21 protein-coding genes are annotated in these 24,921 nt (G+C 67.4%); 14 read left to right on the top strand and 7 right to left on the bottom strand.

The annotated features are described in order from the left end of the window. Positions 1-66: 66 nt before the first annotated feature. On the bottom strand, positions 67-5,829 hold the full coding sequence (locus tag ACZ1H8_RS07135; protein ID WP_465180648.1) for an alpha-2-macroglobulin family protein: 5,763 nt from the start codon (positions 5,827-5,829) through the stop codon (positions 67-69). A gap of 259 nt (positions 5,830-6,088) precedes the next feature. Here ACZ1H8_RS07135 and ACZ1H8_RS07130 point away from each other — a divergent pair, with 259 nt between their 5' ends. The 3 genes from ACZ1H8_RS07130 (at position 6,089) to ACZ1H8_RS07120 (ending at position 9,504) form a co-directional block, all read left to right on the top strand. Continuing rightward, a complete protein-coding gene (locus ACZ1H8_RS07130) occupies positions 6,089-7,003 on the top strand; it encodes a sulfite exporter TauE/SafE family protein (RefSeq protein ID WP_465180647.1) in 915 nt (304 codons plus the stop codon). Then, positions 7,000-7,770: a TIGR02186 family protein gene (locus tag ACZ1H8_RS07125; protein ID WP_465180646.1), complete on the top strand. Its 771-nt coding sequence runs from the start codon at positions 7,000-7,002 to the stop codon at positions 7,768-7,770. Before ACZ1H8_RS07130 ends, ACZ1H8_RS07125 begins: the two co-directional genes overlap by 4 nt. A gap of 66 nt (positions 7,771-7,836) precedes the next feature. After that, positions 7,837-9,504, top strand: coding sequence for an ATP-binding protein (locus tag ACZ1H8_RS07120; protein ID WP_465180645.1), 1,668 nt, complete (start codon positions 7,837-7,839; stop codon positions 9,502-9,504). Positions 9,505-9,511: 7 nt separating this feature from the next. On the opposite strand, the gene ACZ1H8_RS07115 is transcribed toward ACZ1H8_RS07120, so the two are convergent. Then, positions 9,512-10,273: a CPBP family intramembrane glutamic endopeptidase gene (locus ACZ1H8_RS07115; RefSeq protein ID WP_465180644.1), complete on the bottom strand. Its 762-nt coding sequence runs from the start codon at positions 10,271-10,273 to the stop codon at positions 9,512-9,514. A gap of 72 nt (positions 10,274-10,345) precedes the next feature. Here ACZ1H8_RS07115 and ACZ1H8_RS07110 point away from each other — a divergent pair, with 72 nt between their 5' ends. Then, on the top strand, positions 10,346-10,831 hold the full coding sequence (locus ACZ1H8_RS07110; RefSeq protein WP_465180643.1) for a hypothetical protein: 486 nt from the start codon (positions 10,346-10,348) through the stop codon (positions 10,829-10,831). After that, positions 10,821-11,117 carry a transcriptional regulator gene (locus ACZ1H8_RS07105; protein WP_465180642.1) on the top strand — a complete coding sequence of 99 codons (297 nt, stop codon included), beginning with the start codon at positions 10,821-10,823 and terminating at the stop codon, positions 11,115-11,117. Before ACZ1H8_RS07110 ends, ACZ1H8_RS07105 begins: the two co-directional genes overlap by 11 nt. Positions 11,118-11,308: 191 nt before the next feature. Here ACZ1H8_RS07105 and rnc read toward each other — a convergent pair whose 3' ends face one another. Together rnc and lepB are read right to left on the bottom strand one after the other, a co-directional pair. Next, entirely contained in the window at positions 11,309-12,001 is a 693-nt protein-coding gene (gene rnc, locus ACZ1H8_RS07100; protein ID WP_465180641.1) for a ribonuclease III, read from the bottom strand. Beyond that, positions 11,974-12,831 (bottom strand): signal peptidase I, encoded by an 858-nt coding sequence (gene lepB / locus ACZ1H8_RS07095; protein ID WP_465180640.1) that lies wholly within the window; start codon positions 12,829-12,831, stop codon positions 11,974-11,976. Before lepB ends, rnc begins: the two co-directional genes overlap by 28 nt. Positions 12,832-12,935: 104 nt before the next feature. On the opposite strand from lepB, the gene pgi reads away from it, so the two are divergent. The 3 genes from pgi (at position 12,936) to gor (ending at position 16,154) form a co-directional block, all read left to right on the top strand. Next, on the top strand, positions 12,936-14,429 hold the full coding sequence (pgi, locus tag ACZ1H8_RS07090; protein WP_465180639.1) for a glucose-6-phosphate isomerase: 1,494 nt from the start codon (positions 12,936-12,938) through the stop codon (positions 14,427-14,429). Further along, entirely contained in the window at positions 14,429-14,737 is a 309-nt protein-coding gene (locus tag ACZ1H8_RS07085) for an alkylphosphonate utilization protein (RefSeq protein ID WP_346244884.1), read from the top strand. Before pgi ends, ACZ1H8_RS07085 begins: the two co-directional genes overlap by 1 nt. 73 nt (positions 14,738-14,810) lie before the next feature. Further along, entirely contained in the window at positions 14,811-16,154 is a 1,344-nt protein-coding gene (gene gor / locus ACZ1H8_RS07080) for a glutathione-disulfide reductase (protein WP_465180638.1), read from the top strand. Positions 16,155-16,184: 30 nt separating this feature from the next. Here the strand turns inward: gor and ACZ1H8_RS07075 are convergent, their stop codons facing one another. Then, positions 16,185-17,462 (bottom strand): dicarboxylate/amino acid:cation symporter, encoded by a 1,278-nt coding sequence (locus ACZ1H8_RS07075; protein ID WP_465180637.1) that lies wholly within the window; start codon positions 17,460-17,462, stop codon positions 16,185-16,187. Between the two features lie 69 nt (positions 17,463-17,531). On the opposite strand from ACZ1H8_RS07075, the gene glmM reads away from it, so the two are divergent. Genes glmM through ACZ1H8_RS07050 form a run of 5 tightly spaced genes read left to right on the top strand, consistent with a single transcriptional unit; the run spans position 17,532 to position 22,014 of the window. After that, positions 17,532-18,872: a phosphoglucosamine mutase gene (glmM, locus tag ACZ1H8_RS07070; protein ID WP_465180636.1), complete on the top strand. Its 1,341-nt coding sequence runs from the start codon at positions 17,532-17,534 to the stop codon at positions 18,870-18,872. Further along, the gene (locus tag ACZ1H8_RS07065; protein WP_465180635.1) at positions 18,872-19,096 is read left to right on the top strand and encodes a DUF1272 domain-containing protein; all 225 of its coding nucleotides are present in this window, start codon (positions 18,872-18,874) and stop codon (positions 19,094-19,096) included. The genes glmM and ACZ1H8_RS07065 overlap by 1 nt, the downstream gene beginning before the upstream one ends. Further along, a complete protein-coding gene (thiD, locus tag ACZ1H8_RS07060) occupies positions 19,096-20,289 on the top strand; it encodes a bifunctional hydroxymethylpyrimidine kinase/phosphomethylpyrimidine kinase (protein WP_465180634.1) in 1,194 nt (397 codons plus the stop codon). The genes ACZ1H8_RS07065 and thiD overlap by 1 nt, the downstream gene beginning before the upstream one ends. Continuing rightward, positions 20,282-20,905 (top strand): ribonuclease HII, encoded by a 624-nt coding sequence (locus ACZ1H8_RS07055; RefSeq protein ID WP_465180633.1) that lies wholly within the window; start codon positions 20,282-20,284, stop codon positions 20,903-20,905. The genes thiD and ACZ1H8_RS07055 overlap by 8 nt, the downstream gene beginning before the upstream one ends. After that, positions 20,902-22,014, top strand: coding sequence for an alpha/beta fold hydrolase (locus ACZ1H8_RS07050; protein WP_465180632.1), 1,113 nt, complete (start codon positions 20,902-20,904; stop codon positions 22,012-22,014). Before ACZ1H8_RS07055 ends, ACZ1H8_RS07050 begins: the two co-directional genes overlap by 4 nt. 7 nt (positions 22,015-22,021) lie before the next feature. Here ACZ1H8_RS07050 and ACZ1H8_RS07045 read toward each other — a convergent pair whose 3' ends face one another. Beyond that, entirely contained in the window at positions 22,022-22,813 is a 792-nt protein-coding gene (locus tag ACZ1H8_RS07045) for a hypothetical protein (protein WP_465180631.1), read from the bottom strand. Between the two features lie 239 nt (positions 22,814-23,052). Here ACZ1H8_RS07045 and ACZ1H8_RS07040 point away from each other — a divergent pair, with 239 nt between their 5' ends. Further along, entirely contained in the window at positions 23,053-24,192 is a 1,140-nt protein-coding gene (locus ACZ1H8_RS07040; protein WP_465180630.1) for a DNA methyltransferase, read from the top strand. 24 nt (positions 24,193-24,216) lie between these two features. Here ACZ1H8_RS07040 and ACZ1H8_RS07035 read toward each other — a convergent pair whose 3' ends face one another. Then, positions 24,217-24,918, bottom strand: a complete 702-nt coding sequence (locus tag ACZ1H8_RS07035; RefSeq protein WP_465180629.1) for a GIN domain-containing protein — start codon at positions 24,916-24,918, stop codon at positions 24,217-24,219. Positions 24,919-24,921 lie beyond the last annotated feature (3 nt).

The raw sequence follows: 24,921 nt of genomic DNA, 5'->3' as shown, positions 1-24,921 counted from the left end.
GGACGACGCCCGCGCCGGCCCGGATCGCGCGCGCGGGCCGGCTTTCCCTAACCCTCTGCCACCGGGTCACCGCTGCGCCACGGTCATCACCTGATTGGGCACCTGCGAGCGGATCTCGGGCGAGTACATCGCCTCGACCCGGCTGGCGGGCAGGTTGAACACGCCCGAAGAGTTCAGCCGCATCACATAGGATACGGTGACGCTGCCGCGCGGCATCCAGCCGAAATAGGCGCGCCAGGCGTCGCGGCCGCGCTCGATATAGCTGGGCGACAGGCCCGACCCTTCGGCCGCCTCGCCCAGCATCTGCGACTGTCCGCCCAGATTGCCGATCACCGTCGCGCCTGTCGGCACCGGATCGCTGATCACGACCCAGTTGCGCTCCGCAGTCGCGTCAACCGTGATCGTCACCTTGACCACGTCGCCGCGGCTGAGCTGACCCGGCTTGAACGCCTGGATGACCTCGACCTTCTTGCTCATCTTGTAGCCGGCATGGAGCGGCTGGGTCAGTGGCACCGCAGCCTTCACCGTGACGAACGCCCAGGGTCCGGCACCGCCCGACTGGGTGAGCGTCAGCGGCGCCTGCGTCGTCGGCAGGGCGAAGCTGAAGCTGCGCTCGGGCATCGCCAGCGGCCAGTTGCGGCTGACCGTCTGGTTCAGCAGCGTGCCGGTGGTGACGCCCGCGATCGCTTCGGCCGGATACATCGCCATGAACTTGCGCGCGGCAACGGTGCCCCAGGCATTGGCGGTGGTCGTGTCCCAATGGCCGCGCGTCTGGCGCAGCCCGACGCCGACCATCATCTTGGCCGCCTCATTCTCCCAGCCGGGGCGGCCGAGCGTGGCGACGACCGCCTTGATCGCCGCCTCGTCGTCGGACGCCATCAGCCACCACGGGCTGCTGCCCTTGTCGCTCAGGTCGATCCGCGTGCCTTCATAGACCAGCCGGGTGCGCAGCACGCGCTCGGCCTCGGCGCGCAGCGCATTGGCGTTGGCGATGCCCTGCACCTTCTGCAGCGCCTGGGCATAGTCGGCCAGCGTCGAGGTCGGCATCTCTGCGGGCGCGATGCCGATCTGGCCGAGCATCGCCGGGGTGGCTGCACCGTTGCGGGCCAGCGCGGCGAAGGCCGCGACCCGCTGCAGCCGGACATCGCCATAATCCTCGCGGCGCAGGCGCCCGTCGAGCACCGCCTTCATCGCCTCGATCATCTTCTCGCGCGGGCCCGACGGCACCGGCAGCCCCGCCTCGGCGGTGATCGACAGCAGATAGGCGGTCAGCGCCTCCGATCCGGAGAGCGAATTGTTGGTGAAGTAGCGCGCCAGCCCGTCATTATCGAGATAGGCGGGCAGTTCGCTGGCGATCAGCGTCCAGGCACCCGTATCCCCCGTCGCGATCGCGCGCGAGGTGCGCTGTTCGAGGCAGTTGTACGGATAGGCCGACATATAGTCGCGCACGCCCTGGAGCGGTGGCGCGAGCGTATCGGCCAGCAGGATGCTGACGCTGCCGCGGCCGGGCAGGGCGCCTGCGGGCGGGGCGACGGTGAACGGCGTGCCGCCGACCCTGCCGAAGCTCGAGGCCCAGACCTCGACCGGCACCGCGGGGACGACGTCCTGGACGACGGTGATGCGGTCCGCCGACTTGCCGTCCGCCGACTTCGCCTCGACCGTCCAGCTCAGCTTGCCCTCGTTCGCCGGCGCGGTCAGGTTCCAGGCGACCGGCACCGCGCCGCCCGCCGGGATCTCGACGGTCAGCGGATTGCCATTGGCAACCGCGGGGTCGAGCTTGACCGTCGCGGTCACCTTCATCGGCTTGGACGATCCGTTGCGCAGCGTGAACACCGCGCCGAACCGGTCGCCGGTGCGCACCAGCGGCGGCAGGCCGGAGAAGATCGACAGGTCCTGCGACGATCGGATCACCGCGTCGCCGGTGCCGAATTGCGACGTTCCGTTACTTGCAATCGCAACCAGTTTGAAGCTGGTCAGCGCGTCGGACAGCGGCACCTGCACCCGGGCATGGCCATTGGCATCGAGCGCGACCTTGCCCTTCCACAGCAGCACCGGCTGGAAATTCTCGCGGTTCAGACCCGACAGGTCGCCACCACCGCCGCCGCCGGCCTCGACTGCCTTCTTGCCGTAATGGCGCTTGCCGACGACCTGCATCTGGCCCGTCGAGGTCAGCACCGACAACGGGCGGCTGCCCATCATCGCGGTCAGCAGGTCCCAGCTCTCATTGGGCGCGAGCTGGAGCAGCGCCTCGTCGACCGCGACGAAGGCGACGTCGGCGCTCGCTGCCGGCTTGCCGTCGGCGGTCTTCACCGTGACATCGACGTTCGCGGTTTCGCGCGCGGCGTATTTTTCCTTGTCCGCCTTGATCGCGACGCCCAGCCGGTGGCTGTCCCAGCCGACCTTCACCTTGGCGATGCCAAGGCGATAGGCGGGCTTGGCGAGGTCAACCGTCGCGGTCGGCTTGCCGCCATCCTTGGAGAAGACATTGAGACCCCAGTCGCGCGCAAGATCGGCCCGCCAGGTCTGCCAGCCGCCGACGCGGCCGCGCACTGCCATCACCGACACATAGACGTCGGGCGCATAGTCGCCCGGCATCGGCACCTCGATCACCGGATCGGTCCCGGTCAGGCCCACGACGAAGCTTGACAGCACGCCCTCGCGCTCGACCGTCACCAGCGCGGTCGCCTCGCGGAAGGGCATGCGGACCTGGAATTTTGCGGTCTCGCCCGCCTTGTATTCCTGCTTCTCGGGAATGACGTCCATGCGGTCGCCATTGTCGCCGCCGAACCACCAGTCATCCTCGCCCGCCAGCCACACCGACGTGACCGCGCGCGCGACATTGCCATTGGCGTCCTTGGCAGTGGCGACGGCATAGACCTCGCCCGACACGCCCGGGTCGAGCTGGCACTGTGCCAGGCCCAGCGAATCGGTGCTGGTCGAGCAGGTGCCCGACAGCTTCGTCACCTTCACCTGGTTGTCATAGGCATAGAAGCCGCCGATCAGCCGGCGCCGCGCGGTCAAAACTTCACGACTGTACAATTCGACCGAGATCGCCTGGTTGTCGATCGGGTTGCCCGCGGTGTCGAGCGCGACGAAGCGCAGGCGCAGATCGTCCTGCTTCATCAGCCAGCCATCGGTCTTCACGCCCAGCTGCACCGCCGAGGCATAGATCGGGATGCGGCGCGAGGCGGTCAGGATCTCGCCATTGGCGTCCTGATAATCCATCTCGACCAGCATGTCGGTGTTGCCCGACAGCGTCTGCGGCACCTCCACCGTGGTCCGCGCAGCACCTTCGCCGTTCAGCGTCGCAGGCAGCGTCTGGGTCGGCGGCAGGGTCGATGCCGAGCGATAATCATCCTCGTCGCCGTTCAGCGGGCGCAGCCCCTCGGTCATCGCCTGGCCGCCGAAGCTGTAGCCCTCATAGCCCGAAGGCGTGCGATTGCCGTCGAAATAGCCGACGCGCAGCTCGACCGGCAGGTTCGAGGCGCCGCCGCCCGACAGATAGCCGACGAACAGGTCGAGCGGGACATTGGCCGGGCGCACCAGCGCGTCCTTCGGCCCGTCGACGCTCGCCTTCATCGTCGGCAGGCGGTACTCGTCGATCTTGAACGACTGTTCGGTCCAGATCGTGCGTTCCTGGCCGCCCTCGTCCTTGACCAGCACCTGCAGGTCATATTCGCCCATCGGCGCACCCTGGGGCGCGGTCCATTCGGTCTCGCCCGATCCGCTGGCGTCGATGGTCAGCGGCAGGTCGAACTGGGTGTCCGATCCGCGATGCGACAGGCGCAGCGTGCCGGTGAAGGCGGCGCCGCGGACAAAGCCCTTCAGCACCGGCTTGCGCACGATATGCTTCATGTGGATCGTCTCGCCCTGGCGGACGAGCGCGCGGTCGAACACGGTGTGGAACTGCTCGGTTGGCGCGCTGTAGCCATAGGGGAGCTCGAAGTCGCTCGGCCGGATGCCCTCGCCCCAGCTGGTCAGGCTGAAGCTGAAATCGTCATCCTTGCGCGCCGAGACCATCAGCGGATGCGAGTTGTTGCCTTCGCAGCCGCCCCAGCTTTCCGGCTCGGGAATGCCCGCGGGCACGCCCAGCCGGCCCGACGCGTCGGTCGTGCCGCGTGCCAGCAACTGGCCGGTGCAGCTGTCGGTGATCTGGACATTGGCGCTGCCCACGCCTGCGCCGCGGTCGAGCGAGGTGACCCATACCAGCGAGCCTTCGCGGCCCCATTTGAAATGGACCGCCATGTTGGTGACCAGTGCGCCCGCCGCGACATAGCGCGGCGCCTTGCGCCCCAGCAGCGCCTCGCCCAGCCGCGGGCTGGCGACCTCGACCACATAGAATCCGGGCTTGGTCAGCGGAATGCCGATGACCTCGAACTCCTTGCCGCCGCTCGGCAGCCCGAACTTGTAGGTCGAGGCACCCGACACGCCGGCCAGAATCGGCTTGGCGCCGGTCTGGTTGATCCGGATCGTCTCTTCGCCGCGCTTCAGGGTATCGCTCTTGTAGCGGCCAGCATCCTCGATGGTGCGCAGCCACTGCGCGACCTCGCCGTCGCTGTCGACGCGCAGCGACTGGCCCGACAGGCTGAGGCGGCTGGTATCGAGCTGGCCCTCGACATTGCGGACGGTCAGCGGAAGCGTGCCGCCTTCCTTCGCCTCGAGAATGCCGAAGGTCGAGGCGAACTTCACCAGCGGCGGCGGCTCGTCGAAGCGCAGGTCGAGCGGGAAGCGCTGGGCATTGGCGAGCGTGCGCCCGCTTTCGTCGGTGACGTCGGCGGGCAGGATCAGCTTGCCGGTGGTCGCAGCGGGAAGCGGCGCCTTGAACTTCACCTGGGCGACGAACGCGTCATTCTTGTCATCGTCATTCAGGATCGGCGTCAGCTGCTTGCCGTCGGGCAGCTGGATGCGGATCGCCTTCGCCTTGTCGGCGGCGATCGGCGCGGAAAATTTGATCCAGGCGTCCTGGACCGGGCTGCATCCCGCCTGCGGATTGACGCGCGAGCACTCGAAGCGCGCCTCGAACGCGCTGCGCACGGTGAAGTCGAAGCGCTGGTCGGCGCCGGCCACCCGGCCCGACGGGCTGCGGATATCCTTGCCCCACATCAGCGCCATGTCGCGCCCGGCGGGCAGCGGCCGCGCACACTTCACCGCGACCAGACTCTGCGTCGCCCTGGCGCGCTCCTCGGCCTTGGCAGGAAGCGTCTGCGGCAGGCCGGCATCGCCCAGGAAGCTGCGCACCTCCCAGCGATCGGTGCCGAGATCGGCGATCAGCTTGCCCGCGACATCGTCGCCCAGCACCTGAACCGGGATCTTCTCGCCCACGCCCTCGACCGAACAATAGGCGTTGCTGGCCACCGACGCGCGGTCGACGCCCATGTTCGCGGCAACGACGAAGACCTGGTCCTCCTCGATCTCGCTCGAATAGCGGCTGGGCAGTACGGCGCGGGCGATCGGCCCACCCGAATCGACGGTGAACTCGCGCTGGCCGCCCACCTCGAAGCCGGACAGGGTGCGCAGCTTGTCGACGAAGGCGAACTTGCAGGTCGTCCCGCCGGGGAGCGGGCTGGCGAAATCATAGACGAAGGTCTGCTGGTCGACCCAGCGGCCCTCGCCGCCGATCGCGCATTCGACCTTGAACGGGGAGGCGGCGCGGGGATCGCCCAGCGGCACCATCGGCTGGTTGAAGCGGACCGTGAACCGCTCGATCGCGCCGTCGCCGATGCCGGGTGTCGCCATCTCGACCTGGGGCGTGTTGGCGCCGAATGCGGCATAGGCACCGATCGGTGCCAGCGCGAGGGCCACGATCGCGATCCGCGTACCGAGCTTCATCCTGTCCATCCCCTTTGGCGGACGCGGCTCGATTATACCGCCCCCGAACTAATCAACGCGCAAACAGCCTCGAGGGTTCGCCCAAGATGACAATGGCAGCACCTCCGGACGATCGGTCACGCCGGTAGAAGCCTAAGGGATATCCCGTAGGCCGTTGGCCTGCAACATATCATGGATTGGTGTGCGACGGACGGAGCGATGCGCGGATTTCTGGTCCCGCCGCCTTTTTCTGTCCGGCAAGGCAGGGTATCGCCGCGCGGTGGATCTCTATCTCCCCATTGCCAACCTGTCGGTCAATGCGCTGGTGATCGTCGCGCTCGGGCTGGGCGTGGGCCTGTTGTCGGGCATGTTCGGCGTGGGCGGCGGGTTCCTGACCACCCCTCTGCTGATCTTCTACGGCATTCCTCCCACGGTCGCCGCCGCCTCGGCCGCCAGCCAGGTGACTGGCGCCAGCGTGTCGGGCGTGTTCGCGCATCTGCGCCGCGGCGGCGTCGACGTGCATATGGGCGTGGTGATGGTGGTGGGCGGGATGCTGGGCAGCTTTGCCGGCGCCTGGCTGTTTGCCTGGTTGCAGGCGCGCGGCGCGATCGATGCGGTGATCGCCGTGCTCTATGTGCTGATGCTCGGGTCGATCGGCGGGCTGATGCTGGTCGAGACCATCCAGGCGCTGCGCGCGCGTGCCGCTGGCGTGACGATCCGCGCGCGCAAGCGGCGGCACCATCCGCTGGTCGCGATGCTGCCGCTGCGCTGGCGCTTCTATCGCTCGGGCCTCTACATCTCGCCGCTCGCCCCGCTGATCCTCGGCTTCGCCACCGGCATATTGACGATGCTGTTGGGCGTCGGCGGCGGGTTCATCCTGGTGCCGGCGATGCTCTATCTGCTGGGCATGGGGACGCAGGTCGTGGTCGGCACCTCGCTGTTCCAGATCCTGTTCGTCACCGCCTGGGCGACGATGGTCCATGCGACGACGACCAAGGCAGTCGACATCGTGCTGGCCGCGCTGCTGCTGGTCGGGTCGGTGGTCGGTGCGCAGCTCGGCGCGCGCTTCGCCATGAAGACCCGGCCCGAATATCTCCGGCTCGCGCTGGCGATCATCGTGCTGCTGGTCGCGGTGCGGATGCTGCTCGGCCTCGCCTGGCGCCCCGACGAAATCTATTCTGTGGAACTGATGTGAGGCGCGCCTGGCTGCTCGCGCTGCTGGCGCCGGTGCTGCTGGGCCAGGCCGCGCCCAAGCCGGTGCTGGTGCCCGACGTGTCGCAGCGCGACATCCAGATCGCCTATTCCTTCACCGGCGCCGACCTGCTGCTGTTCGGCGCGATCGTCTATCCCGATGGTCGCCGCCCGGCCGAGGGCGACAGGCCGCCCGAGATCGTCGTGGTGGTCAAGGGGCCGACCCAGTCGGTGCTGGTGCGCGAGAAGGAGAAGGTCGCCGGCATCTGGGTCAATGCCGACCGGATGCGCTATCGCTCGGCGCCCAGCTTCTATGCGATCGCCTCGTCGCGGCCGATCAACCGGCTGGTCGATCAGCGGACGCGCGACATTTACGAGCTCGGAATCGACAATCTCCAATTGTCGCCAGCCTCGGGGGCTGCGCCGGAGGTCCAGCGGCGCTTCGACACCGGGCTGGTCGATCTGAGGAAGCGCAGCGGCCTCTATTACGAGGCGCCCGGCGCGGTCGAGATCAGCGACGGCGTGCTCTACCGCGCGCGGTTGAACATCCCGGCGCGCGTGCCCGTCGGCCGCTACACCGCCGAGACCTTCCTGATCCGCGACGGCCGGGTGCTGGCGGCGGCGGTGCGGCCGATCGAGATCCGCAAGTCGGGGTTCGAGCGCTTCGTCGCGCGGTCCGCCGAACGCTATTCGATCGTCTATGGCCTGGTCGTGGTGGCGCTGTCGGTGCTGCTCGGCTGGGGCGCGGGAGCGATCTGGCGCCGCTTCTAGGCCGAAGCGTCACGCATTGTTTACCGCTGGGACCGCAAAAGGGCGCCGCGTTTTGCGGGAGCGGGTATGGACGGTCAGTTCGGTGGACAGGGTGTGCAGGAGGCGGTCGCGGCCGCGCATGACGCGCCCTTGGGGCTCGCGGCGCTGCGGCCGATCGGTGCCGTGGTCGAGATCGCCGGATCGTCCAGCCAGGTCCTCTTCGACGCGGCCGCGCTCGACGCCTATGCCGGATCGCCCGACGCGGCGCTGGCCAATGCCGGCCAGGTCGGCAGCCAGATCAAGGTGCGCGTCGGCTCGACCTGGCTGATCGCCAATGTCCGATCGATGAAGCTGACCGGCGAGGACCGGATCGCGGCACAGGTCGATTTCCTGGGCGAAGGCGACGAGGAGCGGCTGACCGGCAAGCTCTATCGCTTCCGTCGGGGCGTCACCCGCTATCCCACGCCGGGTTGCGAGGTGTTTCCCGTCTCCACCCCCGATCTCAAGCAGATCTATGCCGCCGAGGACCGGGCGCATATCCAGATCGGCAATGTCTATCCGACGCGCGACATCCGCGCGGCGCTGTATGTCGATGCGATGCTGGGCAAGCATTTCGCGCTGCTCGGATCGACCGGTACCGGCAAGTCGACCGCGGCGGCGCTGATCCTCCACCGGATCTGCGAGCTGGCGCCGCAGGGCCATATCGTGATGATCGACCCGCACGGCGAATATTCGGCGGCGTTCAAGACCAATGGCGCGCTGTTCGACGTGTCCAACCTGCAAATGCCCTATTGGCTGATGAACTTCGAGGAACATTGCGAGGTGTTCCTGACCACCGAAGGATCGGCGCGCCAGGTCGATGCCGATATCCTCGGCAAGTGCCTGTTGCTGGCCAAGGGCAAGAACCGGCTGGCGCAGGAGATCGGCAAGCTGACCGTCGATGCGCCGGTCCCCTATCTGCTGTCGGACCTGACCGCGATCCTGCAGCTCGAAATGGGCAAGATGGACAAGGCGACCGACACCGCCCCCTATCTGCGCCTGCGATCGAAGATCGACGAGCTGAAGGGCGATCCGCGCTTCACCTTCATGTTCTCGGGCATGCTGGTCGCGGACACGATGGCGAGCTTCATGGCGCGCATCTTCCGCCTGCCGGGGGACGGCAAGCCGATCTCGATCATCGACGTGTCGGGCGTGCCGAGCGAAATCACCTCGGTCGTGGTCGCGATGCTGAGCCGGATGGTGTTCGACTTCGCCATCTGGTCGCGCAACGAGCCCAAGCGGCCGGTGCTGCTCGTGTGCGAGGAAGCGCATCGCTATGTCCCCAACGAGCGCAACGCCGATGGATCGTCGGTCGGCCGGATCCTCAGCCGGATTGCCAAGGAGGGCCGTAAATATGGCGTCTCGCTGGGGCTGATCACCCAGCGTCCGTCCGACCTGGCCGAAGGCGTGCTGTCGCAATGCGGCACGATCCTGTCGATGCGCCTGAACAACGAGCGCGACCAGGCCTTCGTCAAGGCGGCGATGCCCGAGGGCGCGCGCGGCTTTCTCGACTCGATCCCCGCGCTGCGCAACCGCGAGTGCATCGCGGTGGGCGAGGGCGTCGCGACCCCGACCCGTCTGGTGTTCGACCCGCTCGACGAGATCAAACGCCCCGCATCCGATGATCCCCTGTTTTCCGAACTGTGGCGCGAGACGGGCGGCGAGGACGGGATCCTCGAACGCACGATTCGCCGCTGGCGGTCGCAGGGCCGTTAGGGGGCGATCAGCGCCGCGCCCCCTGCCGCCGGGCAAGCCAGCGCAGGATCGCGGGCCGCACGATCAGGGCGATGATGTCGACCAGCGCGTGCAGGATCATGACCCTGAGCAGCGACCCCTGTGCCAGATAGATCAGGGTCAGCACGCCGCCGGCCGCCATCGTCGCGAGCACGCCCTTCCATCCCTGATAGCCATGGGCGAGGCCGAACAGGATCGCGGCCAGGCCGAACGCGATCTCCAGCGAACCGGTGAGGCCGAACAGGAGCAGCGGCAAAGCGAGCCGGAACAACAGCTCCTCGCTGAAGCCGGCGTTGATGCTGAGCGCCAGGGCAAGCAGGGTCTCTCGGCGGTTGCGGGGGATCAGCGCATCGGCCGGGCCGGGAACCGGCTTCAGCATCTTCTTCAGCCGTCGCCGCTGCAAGAAGATCGCGATCGACACGCCGATCGCCATTCCGATCGCCATCCCGATCCCTATTCTGACCGCGCGCTCGCCGGTCGCCGGTGCGTCAGGGCTGCGCAGCGCAAGGTGAACGGGATCGAAGGCGGCCGGGAAGGTTTCGAACGGAGTCAGCCCACCCGCCAGCCACAGCGTCACGATCGCAGAGCCGGTCAGCAGCACGAAGCTCTGCAGAATCCAGCCGAGATAGACTCGCTGGCGCGCTTCGCTCTCCTCCAGTGCGGCAAAGCTCCGGTAGCTTGCCATGTCGCGGCGGACCCACCACGCGCCGCCGGCGATCAACGCCGCCAGCCAGACCAGTTTCATCGTCATCCGAACCCCATTTATCACTTTCCGATGTGGAAAGTGATTGTAACTTTCCAATCCGTCAAGTTATAAGTTTCCATGTTGGAAAGTGAATACAAGAAGGGTTTCGGGGTGGACGAGCGTGAGGCCAGTCGCGCACTGGCGGCGATCCGGTCGACCCGCAGTCAGATGGCGGGTCGGGCACATTGGTCGCTCGGGCGCCACGCCGCGTTCGGGCTGGTCATGGGCGGGCTGGTCGCGAGCTATGCCTTGCCCGCGCCATGGCCGATCCTGGGCGTCGTGCTGTGCATGGTCGCGACCGGGTTGATCGTCGCGCGCGACCGATCCCGCGACGGGTTCTTCGTCAGCGGCTACCGGCGCGGAAAGACGTTATGGCTGTCGATCCTGATCGGCCTCGTCACGTTGGCCGCGCTCGCGGGGGCCATCGCGCTGCGCACGGCCTATGGGCTGGTCTGGGCGCCGGTCGTGATCGGCACCGCGGTTGCGCTGGGCTGCATGATCGGCAGCATGATGTGGGAGCGGGTCTATCGCCGCGAACTGGGCGAGGTGCGGGATGGCGATTGAGGGGCTGGACAGCCTGATCCACCCGCCCGCCCGGCTTCAGCTCCTGGCGTTGCTGGGTGACGTCACCGATCTGGAATTCGCGACGATGCGCGAAATGCTGGAAGTGAGCGATTCGGTCTTGTCCAAACATCTGGGTCAACTGAGCGACGCGGGTTACGTCACTCTGCGCAAGGCAAGCGTCAACGGACGGCAGCGCACTTGGATCTCGATCACTCGCGCGGGGCGGGCCGCGTTCGATCGCCATGTCGCGGCACTGCATGCGCTGGCCGCGGGGCAGCGCATATGATGCGTTTAGAGCGCGAACGGGTGGTCGCGCAGCCACTTTCGACGGCTTCAGCGAGTGGAACTGGAATGAGTCATGGCTTCATTCCTCGAATCTTCTCTGGTCTTGTCTACGCTTGGTGCAGCGACGTCGATATGCCGTCGGACCTTCACTTCCGCTTGCCGGCGCTCGTCGTCTGTAGCGCCTCTCGGCGCTCAGTTCTCCAGCTTCTCCAGCAACGCCGCAGCGGCCGCGGTTTCCGCTTCCTGCTTGCTCGTTCCTTCGGCGGTGGCGTCGGCCAGCTTGCCGATGACGACCTTCACGGTGAAGCGCGGGGCATGGTTCGGGCCGGAGCGGTCGACCACCTCATATTCAGGTGGGCGGCGGTTATGCGCCGCGGCCCATTCCTGCAGCGCCGATTTGGGGTGCTTGGGCGCCTGGGCATGCGCTTCGATCTTCTCCGCCCAGGCCTTGCGGATGAAGCCGCGCACCGAATCGAGCCCGGCGTCGAGATAATAGGCGCCGATCAGCGCCTCCATCACATCGCCCAGCACATTGTCGCTGTCATGCGCGCCGTCGTCGCGCGCCTGTTTACCGAGTCGCAGGAACGGCACCACACCGAGATCGCGGGCGACCTGTGCGCAGACGGCGCCGGTCACCAGCGCATTCAGCCGCCGCGACAGCGCGCCCTCGGGTTCCGCCGGAAACCGTTCGAACAGCCATTCGGCGATGATCAGGCCCAGCACCCGGTCGCCGAGAAATTCGAGTCGCTCGTAATTGGCCGCCGCCTGGCTGCCATGGGTCAGCGCACGTTCGAACGGGGCCTGGTCCTTGGGAGAGCGGTCGAACGTCGTTCGCAGCCATCCCGCCAGATCAGGCTTCAAAATCCCTCCCCGAGCCGCTCCCATCGCGCGGCGGTGAACCAGGTCCAAGGCAGGAACCAGTTGGCGCTGCCGTCGGTCGACCAGAAGCTGACCACCGCCTTGCCCTGGATATTCTCCAGCGGGACATAGCCGATGCCGTTGCCATAGGGCGGCGACAGGAAGCGGCTGTCGGTCGAATTGTCGCGATTGTCGCCCATCAGGAAGACATGGCCGGCCGGCACGGTGAAGACGTCGGTATCGTCCTGCGGCAGCTGGTCCTGATCGAGCACGTCATAGCTCTTGCCGTTCGGCAACGTCTCGCGAAAGCGCGGCATCTGACAGGTCTGCGTCCCGTCGGCGGCGGTGCGGACGAAGCGGAACTTGCAATTGGCGTCGATATCCTGCGGCGAGGTCGCGGCGCGATAATTGGGCGAGATCGGCAGGACGAAGTCCGCGACCTTCTGCTTGGGGATCGACCGGCCGTTCAGGATCAGCTGGCCGCCGCGCATCTGCACCGTGTCGCCGGGCAGGCCGATCACCCGCTTGATCCAGTCCTCGCCATTATGACCCGGCGCCTTGAACACCACCACGTCGCCGCGCTCCGGCGTGCCGGCAAATACCCGGCCCGGGATCAGCGGCAGGCTGAACGGAAGCGAGTGCTTGGAATAGCCGTAATTCCACTTGGTGATGAACAGATAGTCGCCGATCAGCAGCCGCGGCAGCATCGATTCGGACGGGATGCTGAACGGCGAGAAGATGAAGCTGCGGATGATGAAGACGACGATCGCGAGCTTCAGCAGGAAGCTGGCGAGATCGCGCCATTCGGACTCCGGCTTGGCAGGCGCGAGCGGGTCGACGGTATAGCCCTGGGTCATGCGACATGCTCTGCTTGGGGCGAGGGATGGCGTCAAGCGGATCAATCCTTGTGGCGCGCGCTTTCCGGGCCGATAGAGCCCGCAAACCCAAGGAGTCTCTCATCATGGCGCTGCCCGACTGGTCCCAAGTCCGATCGCTCGAATCCAAGACGCTGACCACGCTGTTCGCTGAGGATGGCGATCGCCTGACCGGCCTGACCGCCGATGTCGCCGGTATTCATTTCGACTGGTCAAAGACCCATCTGACTGCCGAGGGCATCGCCGCCTTCGCCCGCATCGCCGAGACGATGGAGCTGGGCCGCAAGCGCGACGCACTTTATGCGGGCGAGACGGTCAACGTGACCGAGGGTCGCGCCGCCGAACATGGTGCCGAGCGCGGCGAGGGCGCGCCGGAGAGCGTGGCGCAGGCGCGCATGTTCCAGGCGCGGATGCGCGCGCTGATCGACGCGATCGAGGCCGAGGCGCTGGGTCCAGTGCGGCACATCCTGCACATCGGCATCGGCGGATCGGCGCTCGGTCCCGACCTGCTGGTCGATGCGCTGGGCCGCGACATGAACCGCTATGACGTCGCAATCGTATCGAATGTCGACGGCGTCGCGCTGGAGGATGCGTTCGACCGCTTCGACCCGCAGGCGACGATCGTCGCGATCGCCTCCAAGACCTTCACCACGACCGAGACCTTGCTCAACGCGCGCAGTGCGCTCGACTGGCTGGCCGAGGGCGGGGTCGAGGATCCCTATGGCCAGATGGTCGCGCTGACCGCCGCGCCCGACAAGGCAGTGGAGTGGGGCATCGACGAGACCCGCGTCCTTCCCTTCGCCGAGAGCGTCGGCGGCCGCTATTCGCTCTGGTCGTCGATCGGCTTCCCCGCCGCGCTGGCGCTTGGCTGGGACGCGTTCGAGGAATTGCTGGAGGGCGCGGCCGAGATGGACCGCCATTTCCGCTTCACTCCGCTGGCCGCCAATGCCCCGGTACTCGCCGCCTTCGCCGACCTTTATTACACCCAGGTCCGCGGATGCGAGACGCGCGCGGTGTTCGCCTATGATCAGCGGCTCGCGCTTCTGCCCTCCTATCTCCAGCAGCTCGAGATGGAATCGAACGGCAAGCGCGTGACGGCCGATGGCCAGCCGGTCGAATGGCCGACCTCGCCGATCACCTGGGGCGGCGTCGGCACCGATGCGCAGCATGCGGTGTTCCAGCTGCTCCACCAGGGCACGCATCTGGTGCCGGTCGAGTTCATTGCCTCGATCGAGGCCGGCGATGCGCTCGACCCCGACCATCACCGCCAGCTGCTGCTCAACGCCTTTGCCCAGGGCGCCGCGCTGATGGCAGGCCGCGCCAATGACGATGCGGCGCGCGCCTATCCGGGCGATCGTCCGTCGACCACCTTGCTGCTCGACCGGGTCGATCCGCGCACGCTGGGCGCGCTGATCGCCTTTTACGAGGCGCGCACCTTCGTGAATGCAGTGCTGACCGGCATCAATCCGTTCGACCAGTTCGGCGTCGAGCTTGGCAAGGAAATGGCCAAGGCGGCCGACCGCGGCGGCCAGGATTTCGACGCCTCGACCACCGACCTGATCACCCGGGCGTTCGGCTGATGTCGGGCGGCGACGACAGCTATGTCTATGACGAAGCGACCGGCGAGTGGATCAGCGCCGCCGAGGCCGCCGACAAGGCGGCAGCGGCCGACCAGGTCGAGGTTCGCGATTCGGTCGGCAACCTGCTGCAGGACGGCGATCAGGTCACGCTGATCAAGGACCTGACCGTCAAGGGCGCGGGCCAGACGCTGAAGCGCGGCACGCTGATCAAGTCGATCCGCCTGACCGGCGACGCGCAGGAGATCGACTGCAAGTTCGACGGCATCAAGGGTCTGGTGCTGCGCGCCGAGTTCGTGCGCAAGCGCTGACCCCCTCGCATTCGCCCGCGTGCGCCACCACATGGCGGCGCGGGCAATGCCCTGTTTTCTGGAGCGGATTTCGATGGCTGACTATGATTATGACCTGTTCGTCATCGGCGCCGGTTCGGGCGGCGTGCGCGCATCGCGCGTCTCGGCCGCCTATGGCGCGCGCGTCGGCATCGCCGAGGAATTTCGCGTCGGCGGCACCTGCGTCATCCGGGGCTGCGTGCCCAAGAAGCTGCTGATCTATGGCGCGCATTTCGCCGAGGATCTGAAGGATGCCCGCCGCTTCGGCTGGGATGTGCCCGAATGCGGGTTCGACTGGGCGATGCTGCGCGACAATGTGCTGGGCGAGGTCGACCGGCTGAACGGGCTGTATCAACAGACGCTCGAGAACAACAAGGTCGAGATCTTCAACGAGCGCGCGACCGTCGCCGGCCCGCACGAGGTGAAGCTGGCCAGCGGCCGCACGGTCACCGCGAAATATATCCTGATCGCCACCGGCGCGCGGCCGCAGATCCCCGACTGCCCCGGCAACGATCTGGGCATCACCTCGAACGAGGTCTTCCATCTCGAGACCCTGCCCAAGCGGGTGCTGATCGCCGGCGCGGGCTATATCGCCAACGAATTCGCCGGCATCTTCAACGAGCTGGGGAGCAAGGTCACGCTGATCAACCGCAGCGACCAGATCCTGCGCGGCTATGACGAAACGATCCGCGACCGGCTGCTCCAGATCTCGATCGCCAAGGGGATCGAGTTCCGCTTCAACGCCTCGTTCGAGGGGATCGAGCAGACCGAAACCGGCCTGAAGGTCAGCATGAGCAATCACGAGCCGATCGAGGTCGATCGCGTGATCTTCGCCACCGGCCGCGCGCCCAATACCGAGGGGCTGGGCCTGCAGGAGATCGGCGTCGAGCTCGACGTGGTCGGCGCGGTGAAGGTCGATGCCGACAACCGGTCGAATGTGGAGAGCATCTTCGCGGTGGGCGACGTGACCAACCGTGTGCAGCTGACCCCCGTCGCGATCCGCGAGGGCCAGGCCTTTGCCGACACGATCTTCGGCGAGAAGCCGCATCGGGTCGACTACGAGACCATTCCTGCAGCCGTGTTCAGCCATCCGCCGATGGCGGGCGTCGGCCTGACCGAGGGGCAGGCGAAGAACAAGTTCGGGGCGGTGAAGGTCTATACGTCCGACTTCCGCCCGATGAAGAACGTGCTGGCGAACCGCAACGAGCGGGCGCTGTACAAGATGGTATGCGAACCCAATACCGGGCGGGTGCTGGGGCTGCACATGATCGGGCCGGACGCGCCCGAGATCCTGCAGGCCGCGGCGATCGCGGTGAAGGCGGGGCTGACCAAGGCCGATTTCGACCAGACCATCGCGCTGCACCCGACCATGGCCGAAGAACTGGTGCTGATGAAGTAGGCGGGGTCGCCGCCGGCAGGGCGCCGGCGGCTATTCCTGGCGAAGCAATTCGTCCGCTTCGGTATCGGCATCCTCGTCGCTGCCACCGGCGGCACGGCTGATCGCGCGGGTGGTGCCGACATCCATCGCCACGTTACCGACGGTGCGGAAGATGTCGGGGATCGTTTCGACCGCCACCAGCAGCCCGAGCGGCGCGATCGGTACGCCCATCGCGATCGCGATCGGCGCGATCGAGCTGACGAAGCTGATCGTGCCGGGCAGGCCGACCGCGCCCATGGTGGTGATCGCCGCAGCCGCCCAGCCGGCGGCAAGCTGGCTCGGCCCCAGCGGGATGCCGAACCAGTGGGCGACATAGATCGCCACCGCGAAATTCATCGCCGGCCCGGTCCAGCGGAAGATCGCCACCGCGATCGGCAGCATCACGCCCGCCTGCGCCACCGGCACGCCCAGCCGCTCGGTCGCCTTGAGCATCGCCGGCAGGCTGGCGAGCGACGACTGGGTCGAGAAGGCGACTGCCTGGGACGGGGCGACCGCGCGAATATAGCGCAGCGGCGAGACGCGGCCTGCGATCACCGCGAACGGTACCGCCAGGAGCCACAGGACGATGCCGACCGATGAGATGATCGCGACATAATGGAGTAGCGCGCCGAAGGCCGAGGTGCCGGCCCGCGCGCCGACGACATAGGCAAGCGCGCCGACGCCGAGCGGCCCGAGCCACAGCACCCAGTTGATCACGATCAGCATCGCGTTCGCCACCGCCTGGAAGAAGCGCGTCAGCACCCCGCGCTCCTCGGCGGGAAGCCGGGTGATCGCGAAGGCGAACACGGTGGTGAAGACGACCAGAGGCAGGAAGGCATCGTTCGCGGCCGCGGTCAGCGGATTGGACGGCACCATCCCGATGATGAAGTCGACAAACTGCGGCACCGTCCCGATTTCGGGCGCGGTGTGCGCGAGCGCCCCGCGCAACGCGGCGGCCGAATCGGGCGCCAGCGGAAAGGCGTCGAGATAGGTGAGCGTCAGGATGCCCCCCAGCGCCGACGAGCACCACAGCAGCACGATGAAGGTGATGAACGCACGCGTCGCCAGCTTGCTCGCCCGCGCCTTTTCGGCGGTGGCGGCGATGCCGGTCACCAGCAGCGACACGACCAGCGGGACGATCGTCATCTGGAGCGCATGGAGCCAGATCGTGCCGATCGGCTGGACCCAGTCGGCAGCCTGAAGCGCACCTTGCGGCGTCTGGCTCGCGGCGATCACGCCGATCAGCAGGCCCGCAATCAGGGCAAGAAGAATTCGGGTAGGTTGCGACATGCTCGCCCTTCTTGTTTTGCCGCGCTATCACGTCCGCACGAACAAACAACAAGGCCGCGAGAGGCTGATATGGCAAGAAAATACTTCGGCACCGACGGGATCCGCGGCGCCACCAACAGCGCACCGATGACTGCCGCGATGGCGATGAAGGTCGGCATGGCCGCCGGCGCGCATTTCGTGCGCGGCGATCACAAGCACCGGGTGGTGATCGGCAAGGACACGCGCCTGTCGGGCTATATGCTCGAAAACGCGATGGTCGCCGGTTTCACCAGCGTCGGCATGGACGTGGTCTTGCTCGGGCCGATGCCCACCCCGGCGGTCGCGATGCTGACCAAGTCCATGCGCGCCGATCTGGGCGTGATGATCTCGGCTAGCCACAATCCCTATGCCGATAATGGCATCAAGCTGTTCGGTCCCGATGGCTACAAGCTGTCGGACGAGGACGAGATGGCGATCGAGGCGCTGATCGACGGCGAGGTGCCGCTGGCTGCGTCGGAGCATATCGGCCGGGCGCGCCGAGTCGACGATGCCCAGGGTCGTTATATCCACTTCGCCAAGTCGACCTTCCCGGACGACCTGCGGCTCGACGGGCTGAAGATCGTGATCGATTGCGCCAATGGCGCCGCCTATCAGGTCGCGCCTGCCGCATTGTGGGAACTGGGTGCTGAGGTCGTGGCGATCGGCGTCAGCCCCAATGGCAAGAACATCAATGCCGGGGTCGGATCGACCGCGCCCGACACGCTGCGCGAGACGGTGGTCGGCACCGGCGCCGCGATCGGCATCGCGCTGGACGGCGATGCCGACCGGCTGATCGTGGTCGACGAGAATGGCAAGGTGATCGACGGCGACCAGCTGATGGCGCTGATCGCGGGGGGCTGGGCACGGCAAGGCAAGCTGCAGGGCGGCGGTCTCGTCGCGACGGTCATGTCGAATCTCGGGCTGGAGCGGCATCTGACGTCGCAGGGCCTCGGCATGGTGCGCACCAAGGTCGGCGACCGCCATGTGCTCGAGGAGATGCGCAGCTCGGGCTATAATGTCGGCGGCGAACAGTCGGGACACATCATCCTGTCCGACTATGCTACGACCGGCGACGGGCTGGTCGCGGCGTTGCAGGTGCTGGCCGAAATCAAGCGCGCGGGTGCACCTGCCAGCGAGGTGCTCCACCGCTTCGATCCACTGCCGCAGCTGCTGAAGAACGTCCGGTTCAAGGGCGGCAAGCCGCTCGACGACGCGCGCGTCCAGGACGTGATCGCCGCGGCGGAGCGCGAGCTCGACGGGCGCGGTCGGCTGGTCATCCGTCCCTCGGGAACCGAGCCGGTCATTCGGGTGATGGCCGAGGGCGATGACCGTGCGCAGGTCGAACTGGTCGTCGACCGGATCTGCGACGCGGTACGCGAGGCGGCCGCCTGATGCTCGAGATGCGGCCCGATTGCGAACGCTGCGGCACCGACCTGCCCGCCAATGCCGGCGGTGCGTTCATCTGCTCGTTCGAATGCACCTTCTGCGCCGACTGCGCCGATGCGCTGGACGAGCGCTGCCCCAATTGCGGCGGCGAACTGCTTGACCGGCCGACCCGGGTCGGCAAGGCGCTGGCCGCCAATCCCGCCAGCACGGAGCGCAAGCACAAACACTGATGACTCCTCGCGTCCTGATCATCGCAGGGTCGGATTCGGGCGGCGGCGCCGGGATCCAGGCCGACATCAAGACCGTCACCATGCTGGGCGGGCACGCCATGACCGCGATCACCGCGATCACGGCGCAGAACACGCTGGGCGTGGACGGCGTCCATCCGATCCCGACCGAGATGGTGATTGCCCAGATCGATTCGGTCGTCCGCGACATCGGCGTCGATGCAGTGAAGATCGGCATGATCGGATCGGCGCGCACCGCGCTGGCCGTCGCCGAAAAGCTGGAGGAACTGCCCGGCATCCCGATCGTGTTCGATCCTGTGATGATCGCGTCGAGCGGCGCCGCACTGGCCGACGATGCCACGATCGCCGCGTTCGAGCGGTTGATGCGGATTTGCACCGTCTGCACGCCAAACCTGCCCGAGCTGAAGGCGCTGTCGGGCATGTCGGTGATGGACGCCGCGCGGGTGCGCGAGGCGGGGCGCTCGCTGGTCAGCCGACGCGGCTGCGCGGTGCTGGCCAAGGGCGGGCATGGCAAGGGGCGGCAGGTGACCGACCGGCTGTTCGCGCCGGCCGGCCCGCTTCCGCCCGAGACCGACTGGACCGATCCGCGGATCGACAGCGACAACAGCCACGGCACCGGCTGTACCCTGTCGAGCGCGATCGCGACCGAACTCGCCAAGGACTGGTCGCTGGTCGAGGCAGTGACGCGCGCGCGCCAGTTCGTGCGGATCGCGATGCGCGAGGCGCCGGACCTTGGCGCGGGTCATGGTCCGATGGGCCAGCAGGCGGTACGGCTCGACCTCAACCTGTCGCGCTGGTCGCCGATGCTCAACCAGGTCACCGTTCCGGCGGACGACCTGGCCGCCAGCGAGCAATTCTATCGCACCTTGGGGCTGCGCCAGATCGTCCGGTCGAAGCCGCGCTATGCCCGGTTCGAGACCGAGGGCGGGGCAAGCTTCTCGATCGAGGCGGCGGACGAGATCGACGGCCGGCCGATCGTCTATTTCGAATGCGGCGACCTGTCGACGACGGTCACCTATCTCAAGCAGCAGGGGCTGGTGTTCGACCAGGATCCGGTCGATCGCGACTGGGGCTGGCGCGAGGCACGCCTGCGCGATCCGGCCGGGAATGCGGTCTGTCTCTACCAGGCTGGCGAGATGCGCCGCTTTCCGCCATGGCGGATTCGCGATGCCTGATTTTGCTTATGAGAGCCGCCATGCCGGCCCGGTCGCGGGCGTGGACGAGGCGGGCCGCGGCCCGCTGGCCGGCCCGGTGGTCGCGGCCGCAGTGGTGCTCGACCCGGCCTGCATTCCCGAGGGGCTGAATGATTCGAAGCAGCTGACCGCGGCGAAGCGCGCCGAACTGTGCGAACGGCTGCTCGCCTGCGCCAAGGTGGGCGTCGGCATCGCCACGGTCGAGGAGATCGACGAGCTCAACATCCTGTGGGCGACGATGCTGGCGATGACCCGCGCGGTCGATGCGCTGGGCTTTCGTCCGGAGATGGTGCTGGTCGACGGCAATCGCTGCCCGCGCTGGGATCACAGCTCGCAATGGGTGATCGGCGGCGACGCGCTGTGCCTGTCGATCGCGGCTGCCTCGATCGTCGCCAAGCATCGCCGCGACATGATGATGGTCGATTATGACCGGCAATATCCCGGCTATGGCTGGGCCAGCAACAAGGGCTATGCCGCCAAGGTCCATCAGGAGGCGCTGCGCACCCTGGGCCCGACCCCGCTCCATCGCCGCAGCTTCGCACCCGTGGCCCAGGCCCAATTGGCGCTGGAGCCGATGACGGTCCAGGTCGCGCGATGATCCGGGCGGCGCTGCTCGGCGCGGCACTGGCCGCGGCGATGCCGGCGACTGCCCAGACCGTGCCGGCCGCGAGCGACGATCCCTATGCGCCGGGCCGCGCGATCGTCGCTGCGATCGAGCGGATAGTCACGCCCAAGGGTGTCCAGGAAAGCTTCGAGGCCCGCATCGGCGGCACCCGCCAGATCGTCGGCGTGCGCGGACGCGATCGCGACAATCCGATCCTGCTCTATCTCCACGGTGGGCCCGCTGCGCCGGAAATGCCGATCGCCTGGGCGTGGCAGCGCCCCTGGGAGGAATATTTCACGATGGTCCACTGGGACCAGCGCGGATCGGGCAAATCCTTCCCGCTCAACGACCCCAAGGCGCTTCAGCCGACCATGACCTTCGACCGCTTCTGCGCGGATGCGATCGAGGTGATCGAGCTGCTGCGCAGCCGCTATGCGAAGCGCAAGATCTTCGTCCTGGGCCATAGCTGGGGCTCGACGCTGGGCCTGTGCGTGCTCCAGCGGCGGCCGGACCTGCTCCACGCCTATATCGGCACCGGCCAGGTGATCGATTTCCGCGAGAATGAGCGGGTCGGTTACGACTGGACGCTGGCGCGCGCCCGCGCCGCCGGCAATGCCGAGGCGGTGGCGGAGCTGGAAGCGCTGGAGCCCTATGCCCGCTCGGGTCCGTTCGACATCGACAAGATGACGACTGAGCGCAAATGGTCGATCCGCTACGGCGCGCTGGCCGCCTATCGCGACAATGCCGACTTCTTCTTCGGAGCGCGGCGCATGTCGCCCGACTATCTGCCGGCAGACCGCGCGGCGCTGAACGACGGCAGCGCCTACAGCATCCGCGCGCTGTTCCCGATCCTCTCGGAGGTCAGTTTCGCATCGCTGAAGAAGGTCGAGGCGCCGGTCTTCTTTTTCCTCGGCCGGCACGATTATACGACGCCGTCTCCGCTCGCCGCGCAGTGGCTCGCACGGGTGCAGGCGCCGCGCAAGGACCTGGTCTGGTTCAAGGATTCGGCGCACCTTGCCGAGATCGAGGAGCCCGGCAAGTTCCTGACCGAACTGCTCCGCCGCGTCCGCCCGCTCGCGAAGGAGGGGCGGCCGGGCGCGTGAGTGAAGGTTACTCGCCCGGAACCACGAATGCGATTCGCACCTCGACCTCGCGGCCGATGACGGGATCGCCCTTCTTGGTCAGCGGGGACAGGCGGATCGCGCCGATCACCTGGTAGGTCGACATCGCGAATTGGTGGAGCAGCGCCGGGCTGAGCTCGGCCTCGCCTTCGGCCGGGCGCGCATCGCGGCACAGCAGCATCCGGTCGGGCTGGACGCGGCAATCGGCGCGCATCCGGATCTCGACATTCTCGCGCAGCGCCTGCGCCGGATAATAGGCGGTGAGCAGCGCGGCGCTGGGCCGGTCGTCCATCTCCATGTCGCTCGACGCGATCGTCCCGATCGGTGCGGGCAGCTTGGGCGCATCGGCAGCGGAGACGGTCGCGCTCAGGATCATCGGCACCAGGTTCGGCTTGGTCGCATCGGCGGGCGCCTCGCCGCTCGAGCGCAGGCGGGTGAACATCACGTGCGAATAGGCCGCCTGCAGCGGGGCGGCGGCACCCTGTCCGTCATTCCACGCCGCGGCGCGCCTGGCGAACTCGCTGCGGGTCGCGGCGGGCTTGGCCGCGGCGTCCAGCGGGATGCACGAGACCGGCTCGCCCTTCCAGCTGTCGACCAGGCACTGGAAGCGGTGGGTGGTCGGCGTCGCCGGCAATCCGGGATGCTCGGTCGCGGCCTCGGCCTTTAGCGACCGCGACGGCCCGAAGAAGATTGTCGATTCGGTTGCCGGAACAGATTCGGGCAGCCGGTCCGAATCCTGTGCGGCGGCCAGCAAGAGCATCGGCAGGATCAATATCGTCATCAAAGCGCCCCTTCTCGTGCGCACCGACTAGCATAATCGCAGCGAGAGGCGAGTGAGTCTTTCGTGCCACACCCCCACCCCTTGCGCCTGTGGATAACTTTCAGACTCAACATGTGGCACGGTCCCTGAATGTTCTTCCTAGCTAGGGATTTAGGCAGGTTTCCGCTTAACCAAAACCCGCTTGACGAAAGCCGCTCCGCCGCACGAAACCGCGGTTTCCGGGCAAGGGGAAAGTTAATATGGGCGTATTGGAAAAGGTTGGAACGCGCGGTCGCAAGGCGGCAAGCGCGGCCCGGGAAAGCGTCGCGGAGCTTCCGCTGGACAGCATCCTGATGAGCGATTGCATCGAGGCGATGCGCTCGCTTCCGGCCAAGTCGATCGACATGATCTTCGCCGATCCGCCCTATAATCTTCAGCTCGGCGGCGACCTGAGCCGTCCCGACGGCAGCCATGTCGATGCGGTCACCGACGATTGGGACAAGTTCGATTCCTTCGCCGCCTATGACGCCTTCACCAAGGCGTGGCTGGCCGAGGCGCGCCGCATCCTGAAGGACAATGGCACGATCTGGGTGATCGGCAGCTACCACAATATCTTCCGCGTCGGCGCGACGGTGCAGGATCTCGGCTTCTGGATCCTGAACGACATCGTGTGGCGCAAGGCGAACCCGATGCCCAATTTCAAGGGCACCCGCTTCACCAACGCGCATGAGACGATGATCTGGGCGTCGATGGGCGAGAAGTCGCGCTATACCTTCAACTATCGCACGATGAAGACGCTCAACGACGAGCTCCAGATGCGCTCGGACTGGGAATTCCCGATCTGCGGCGGCCAGGAGCGGCTGAAGCGCGACGGCGTGAAGGTCCACCCGACGCAGAAGCCCGAGGCACTGCTGTACCGCGTGCTGCTCGCCAGCACCAAGCCGGGCGACGTCGTCCTCGATCCCTTCTTCGGCACCGGCACAACCGGCGCTGTCGCCAAGCGTCTGGGTCGTCACTGGATCGGCATCGAGCGCGAGCCGGGCTATTGCGCCGCCGCGATCGAGCGGATCGAGGCTGCGCTGCCGCTCGACGAATCGGCACTGCGCACGATGCAGGCGCCCAAGGGCGCGCCGCGCGTCGCGTTCGGCACGCTGGTCGAGAATGGCTATCTCGCCCCCGGCACCCGGCTGTTCGACGGCAAGCGCCGCTTCCAGGCCGAGGTCGGCGCCGATGGCTCGCTGCGCTGCGGCGATGCGACGGGGTCGATCCACAAGGTCGGCGCAACCGTGCAGGGCGCGCCGTCGTGCAACGGCTGGACCTTCTGGCATTATGAGGCCGAGGATGGGCTCAAGCCGATCGACGTGGTGCGCCAGACCTATCTGCTCGCGACCCAGCCCTGATCAGACCGGAGCGGCGGCCCGGCCTCAGCGCCGGGTCACCCGTCCGTCGCATCTGACCGGGCCGCCGCCGCTGATGCGGCATTCGGGCTTGCCGTCGATCTCGACCGAGCCAAGCCCCATCGCGAACACCTGCGCGGTGTAACGCACGCCGATCCGCATGCTGCCCGAGCTTTCAGACAGCAGCACCGCGTCGCCGGTCTGGAGCGCGGCGGCATCGACAGACCCTGCGCCGTTCGAGCGCACCCGGACGCGGCGCGCGCTGCCCGCCAGCGTCATCGTGCCGGTCCCGGTCAGCGTGACGCCAAGATCCGCGGCATCGAGACCCGACACGCCCAGCGATCCGTCGCCGTTCAGCCCCAGGTCGATCCGCGCGCCCTTCATCCCCGCCACGCGGACCTGTCCACCACTATTGACCAGCACGGTTCGCGGCGTGGGCGTCGAGAGCATGATTTTGGGCGGTGCCACTGCCTGTCCGGTCGTGCGACCCCAGCCATCGGTCCCGGCGCTGACGACCAGCGTACCGCCATCGACGCGGACCTGGAGTCGCTGCAGCGCCTGCGCATCGCCGCTCGCGGCGGCGCGGGTCGGACCGGTCGCGACCTCGACCTGGAACGGCCCGTCGACGCGCAGCCGGTCGAACCCGGCGACGAGGATGGTCTTGTCCTGCGCCGGGGGCACTGCGGACGCGGTCAGGCCGAACAGCAACAGGGGGGCGAGCCGATACATGAT

Source organism: Sphingomonas sp. BL-S-25, from assembly GCF_055521555.1.
The sequence above is the reverse complement of the archived record's forward strand: the minus strand, read 5'-3'. Positions and strand labels throughout refer to the sequence as shown.

Coding starts and splice junctions, on each gene's coding strand:
- ACZ1H8_RS07135 (WP_465180648.1), bottom strand. CDS start 5,829: ATGAAGCTCGGTACGCGGATCGCGATCGTGGCCCTCGCGCTGGCACCG.
- ACZ1H8_RS07120 (WP_465180645.1), top strand. CDS start 7,837: ATGGACGGTCAGTTCGGTGGACAGGGTGTGCAGGAGGCGGTCGCGGCC.
- ACZ1H8_RS07115 (WP_465180644.1), bottom strand. CDS start 10,273: ATGACGATGAAACTGGTCTGGCTGGCGGCGTTGATCGCCGGCGGCGCG.
- ACZ1H8_RS07110 (WP_465180643.1), top strand. CDS start 10,346: ATGTTGGAAAGTGAATACAAGAAGGGTTTCGGGGTGGACGAGCGTGAG.
- ACZ1H8_RS07105 (WP_465180642.1), top strand. CDS start 10,821: ATGGCGATTGAGGGGCTGGACAGCCTGATCCACCCGCCCGCCCGGCTT.
- rnc (WP_465180641.1), bottom strand. CDS start 12,001: ATGGGAGCGGCTCGGGGAGGGATTTTGAAGCCTGATCTGGCGGGATGG.
- lepB (WP_465180640.1), bottom strand. CDS start 12,831: ATGACCCAGGGCTATACCGTCGACCCGCTCGCGCCTGCCAAGCCGGAG.
- pgi (WP_465180639.1), top strand. CDS start 12,936: ATGGCGCTGCCCGACTGGTCCCAAGTCCGATCGCTCGAATCCAAGACG.
- ACZ1H8_RS07085 (WP_346244884.1), top strand. CDS start 14,429: ATGTCGGGCGGCGACGACAGCTATGTCTATGACGAAGCGACCGGCGAG.
- gor (WP_465180638.1), top strand. CDS start 14,811: ATGGCTGACTATGATTATGACCTGTTCGTCATCGGCGCCGGTTCGGGC.
- ACZ1H8_RS07075 (WP_465180637.1), bottom strand. CDS start 17,462: ATGTCGCAACCTACCCGAATTCTTCTTGCCCTGATTGCGGGCCTGCTG.
- glmM (WP_465180636.1), top strand. CDS start 17,532: ATGGCAAGAAAATACTTCGGCACCGACGGGATCCGCGGCGCCACCAAC.
- ACZ1H8_RS07065 (WP_465180635.1), top strand. CDS start 18,872: ATGCTCGAGATGCGGCCCGATTGCGAACGCTGCGGCACCGACCTGCCC.
- thiD (WP_465180634.1), top strand. CDS start 19,096: ATGACTCCTCGCGTCCTGATCATCGCAGGGTCGGATTCGGGCGGCGGC.
- ACZ1H8_RS07055 (WP_465180633.1), top strand. CDS start 20,282: ATGCCTGATTTTGCTTATGAGAGCCGCCATGCCGGCCCGGTCGCGGGC.
- ACZ1H8_RS07050 (WP_465180632.1), top strand. CDS start 20,902: ATGATCCGGGCGGCGCTGCTCGGCGCGGCACTGGCCGCGGCGATGCCG.
- ACZ1H8_RS07045 (WP_465180631.1), bottom strand. CDS start 22,813: ATGACGATATTGATCCTGCCGATGCTCTTGCTGGCCGCCGCACAGGAT.
- ACZ1H8_RS07040 (WP_465180630.1), top strand. CDS start 23,053: ATGGGCGTATTGGAAAAGGTTGGAACGCGCGGTCGCAAGGCGGCAAGC.
- ACZ1H8_RS07035 (WP_465180629.1), bottom strand. CDS start 24,918: ATGTATCGGCTCGCCCCCCTGTTGCTGTTCGGCCTGACCGCGTCCGCA.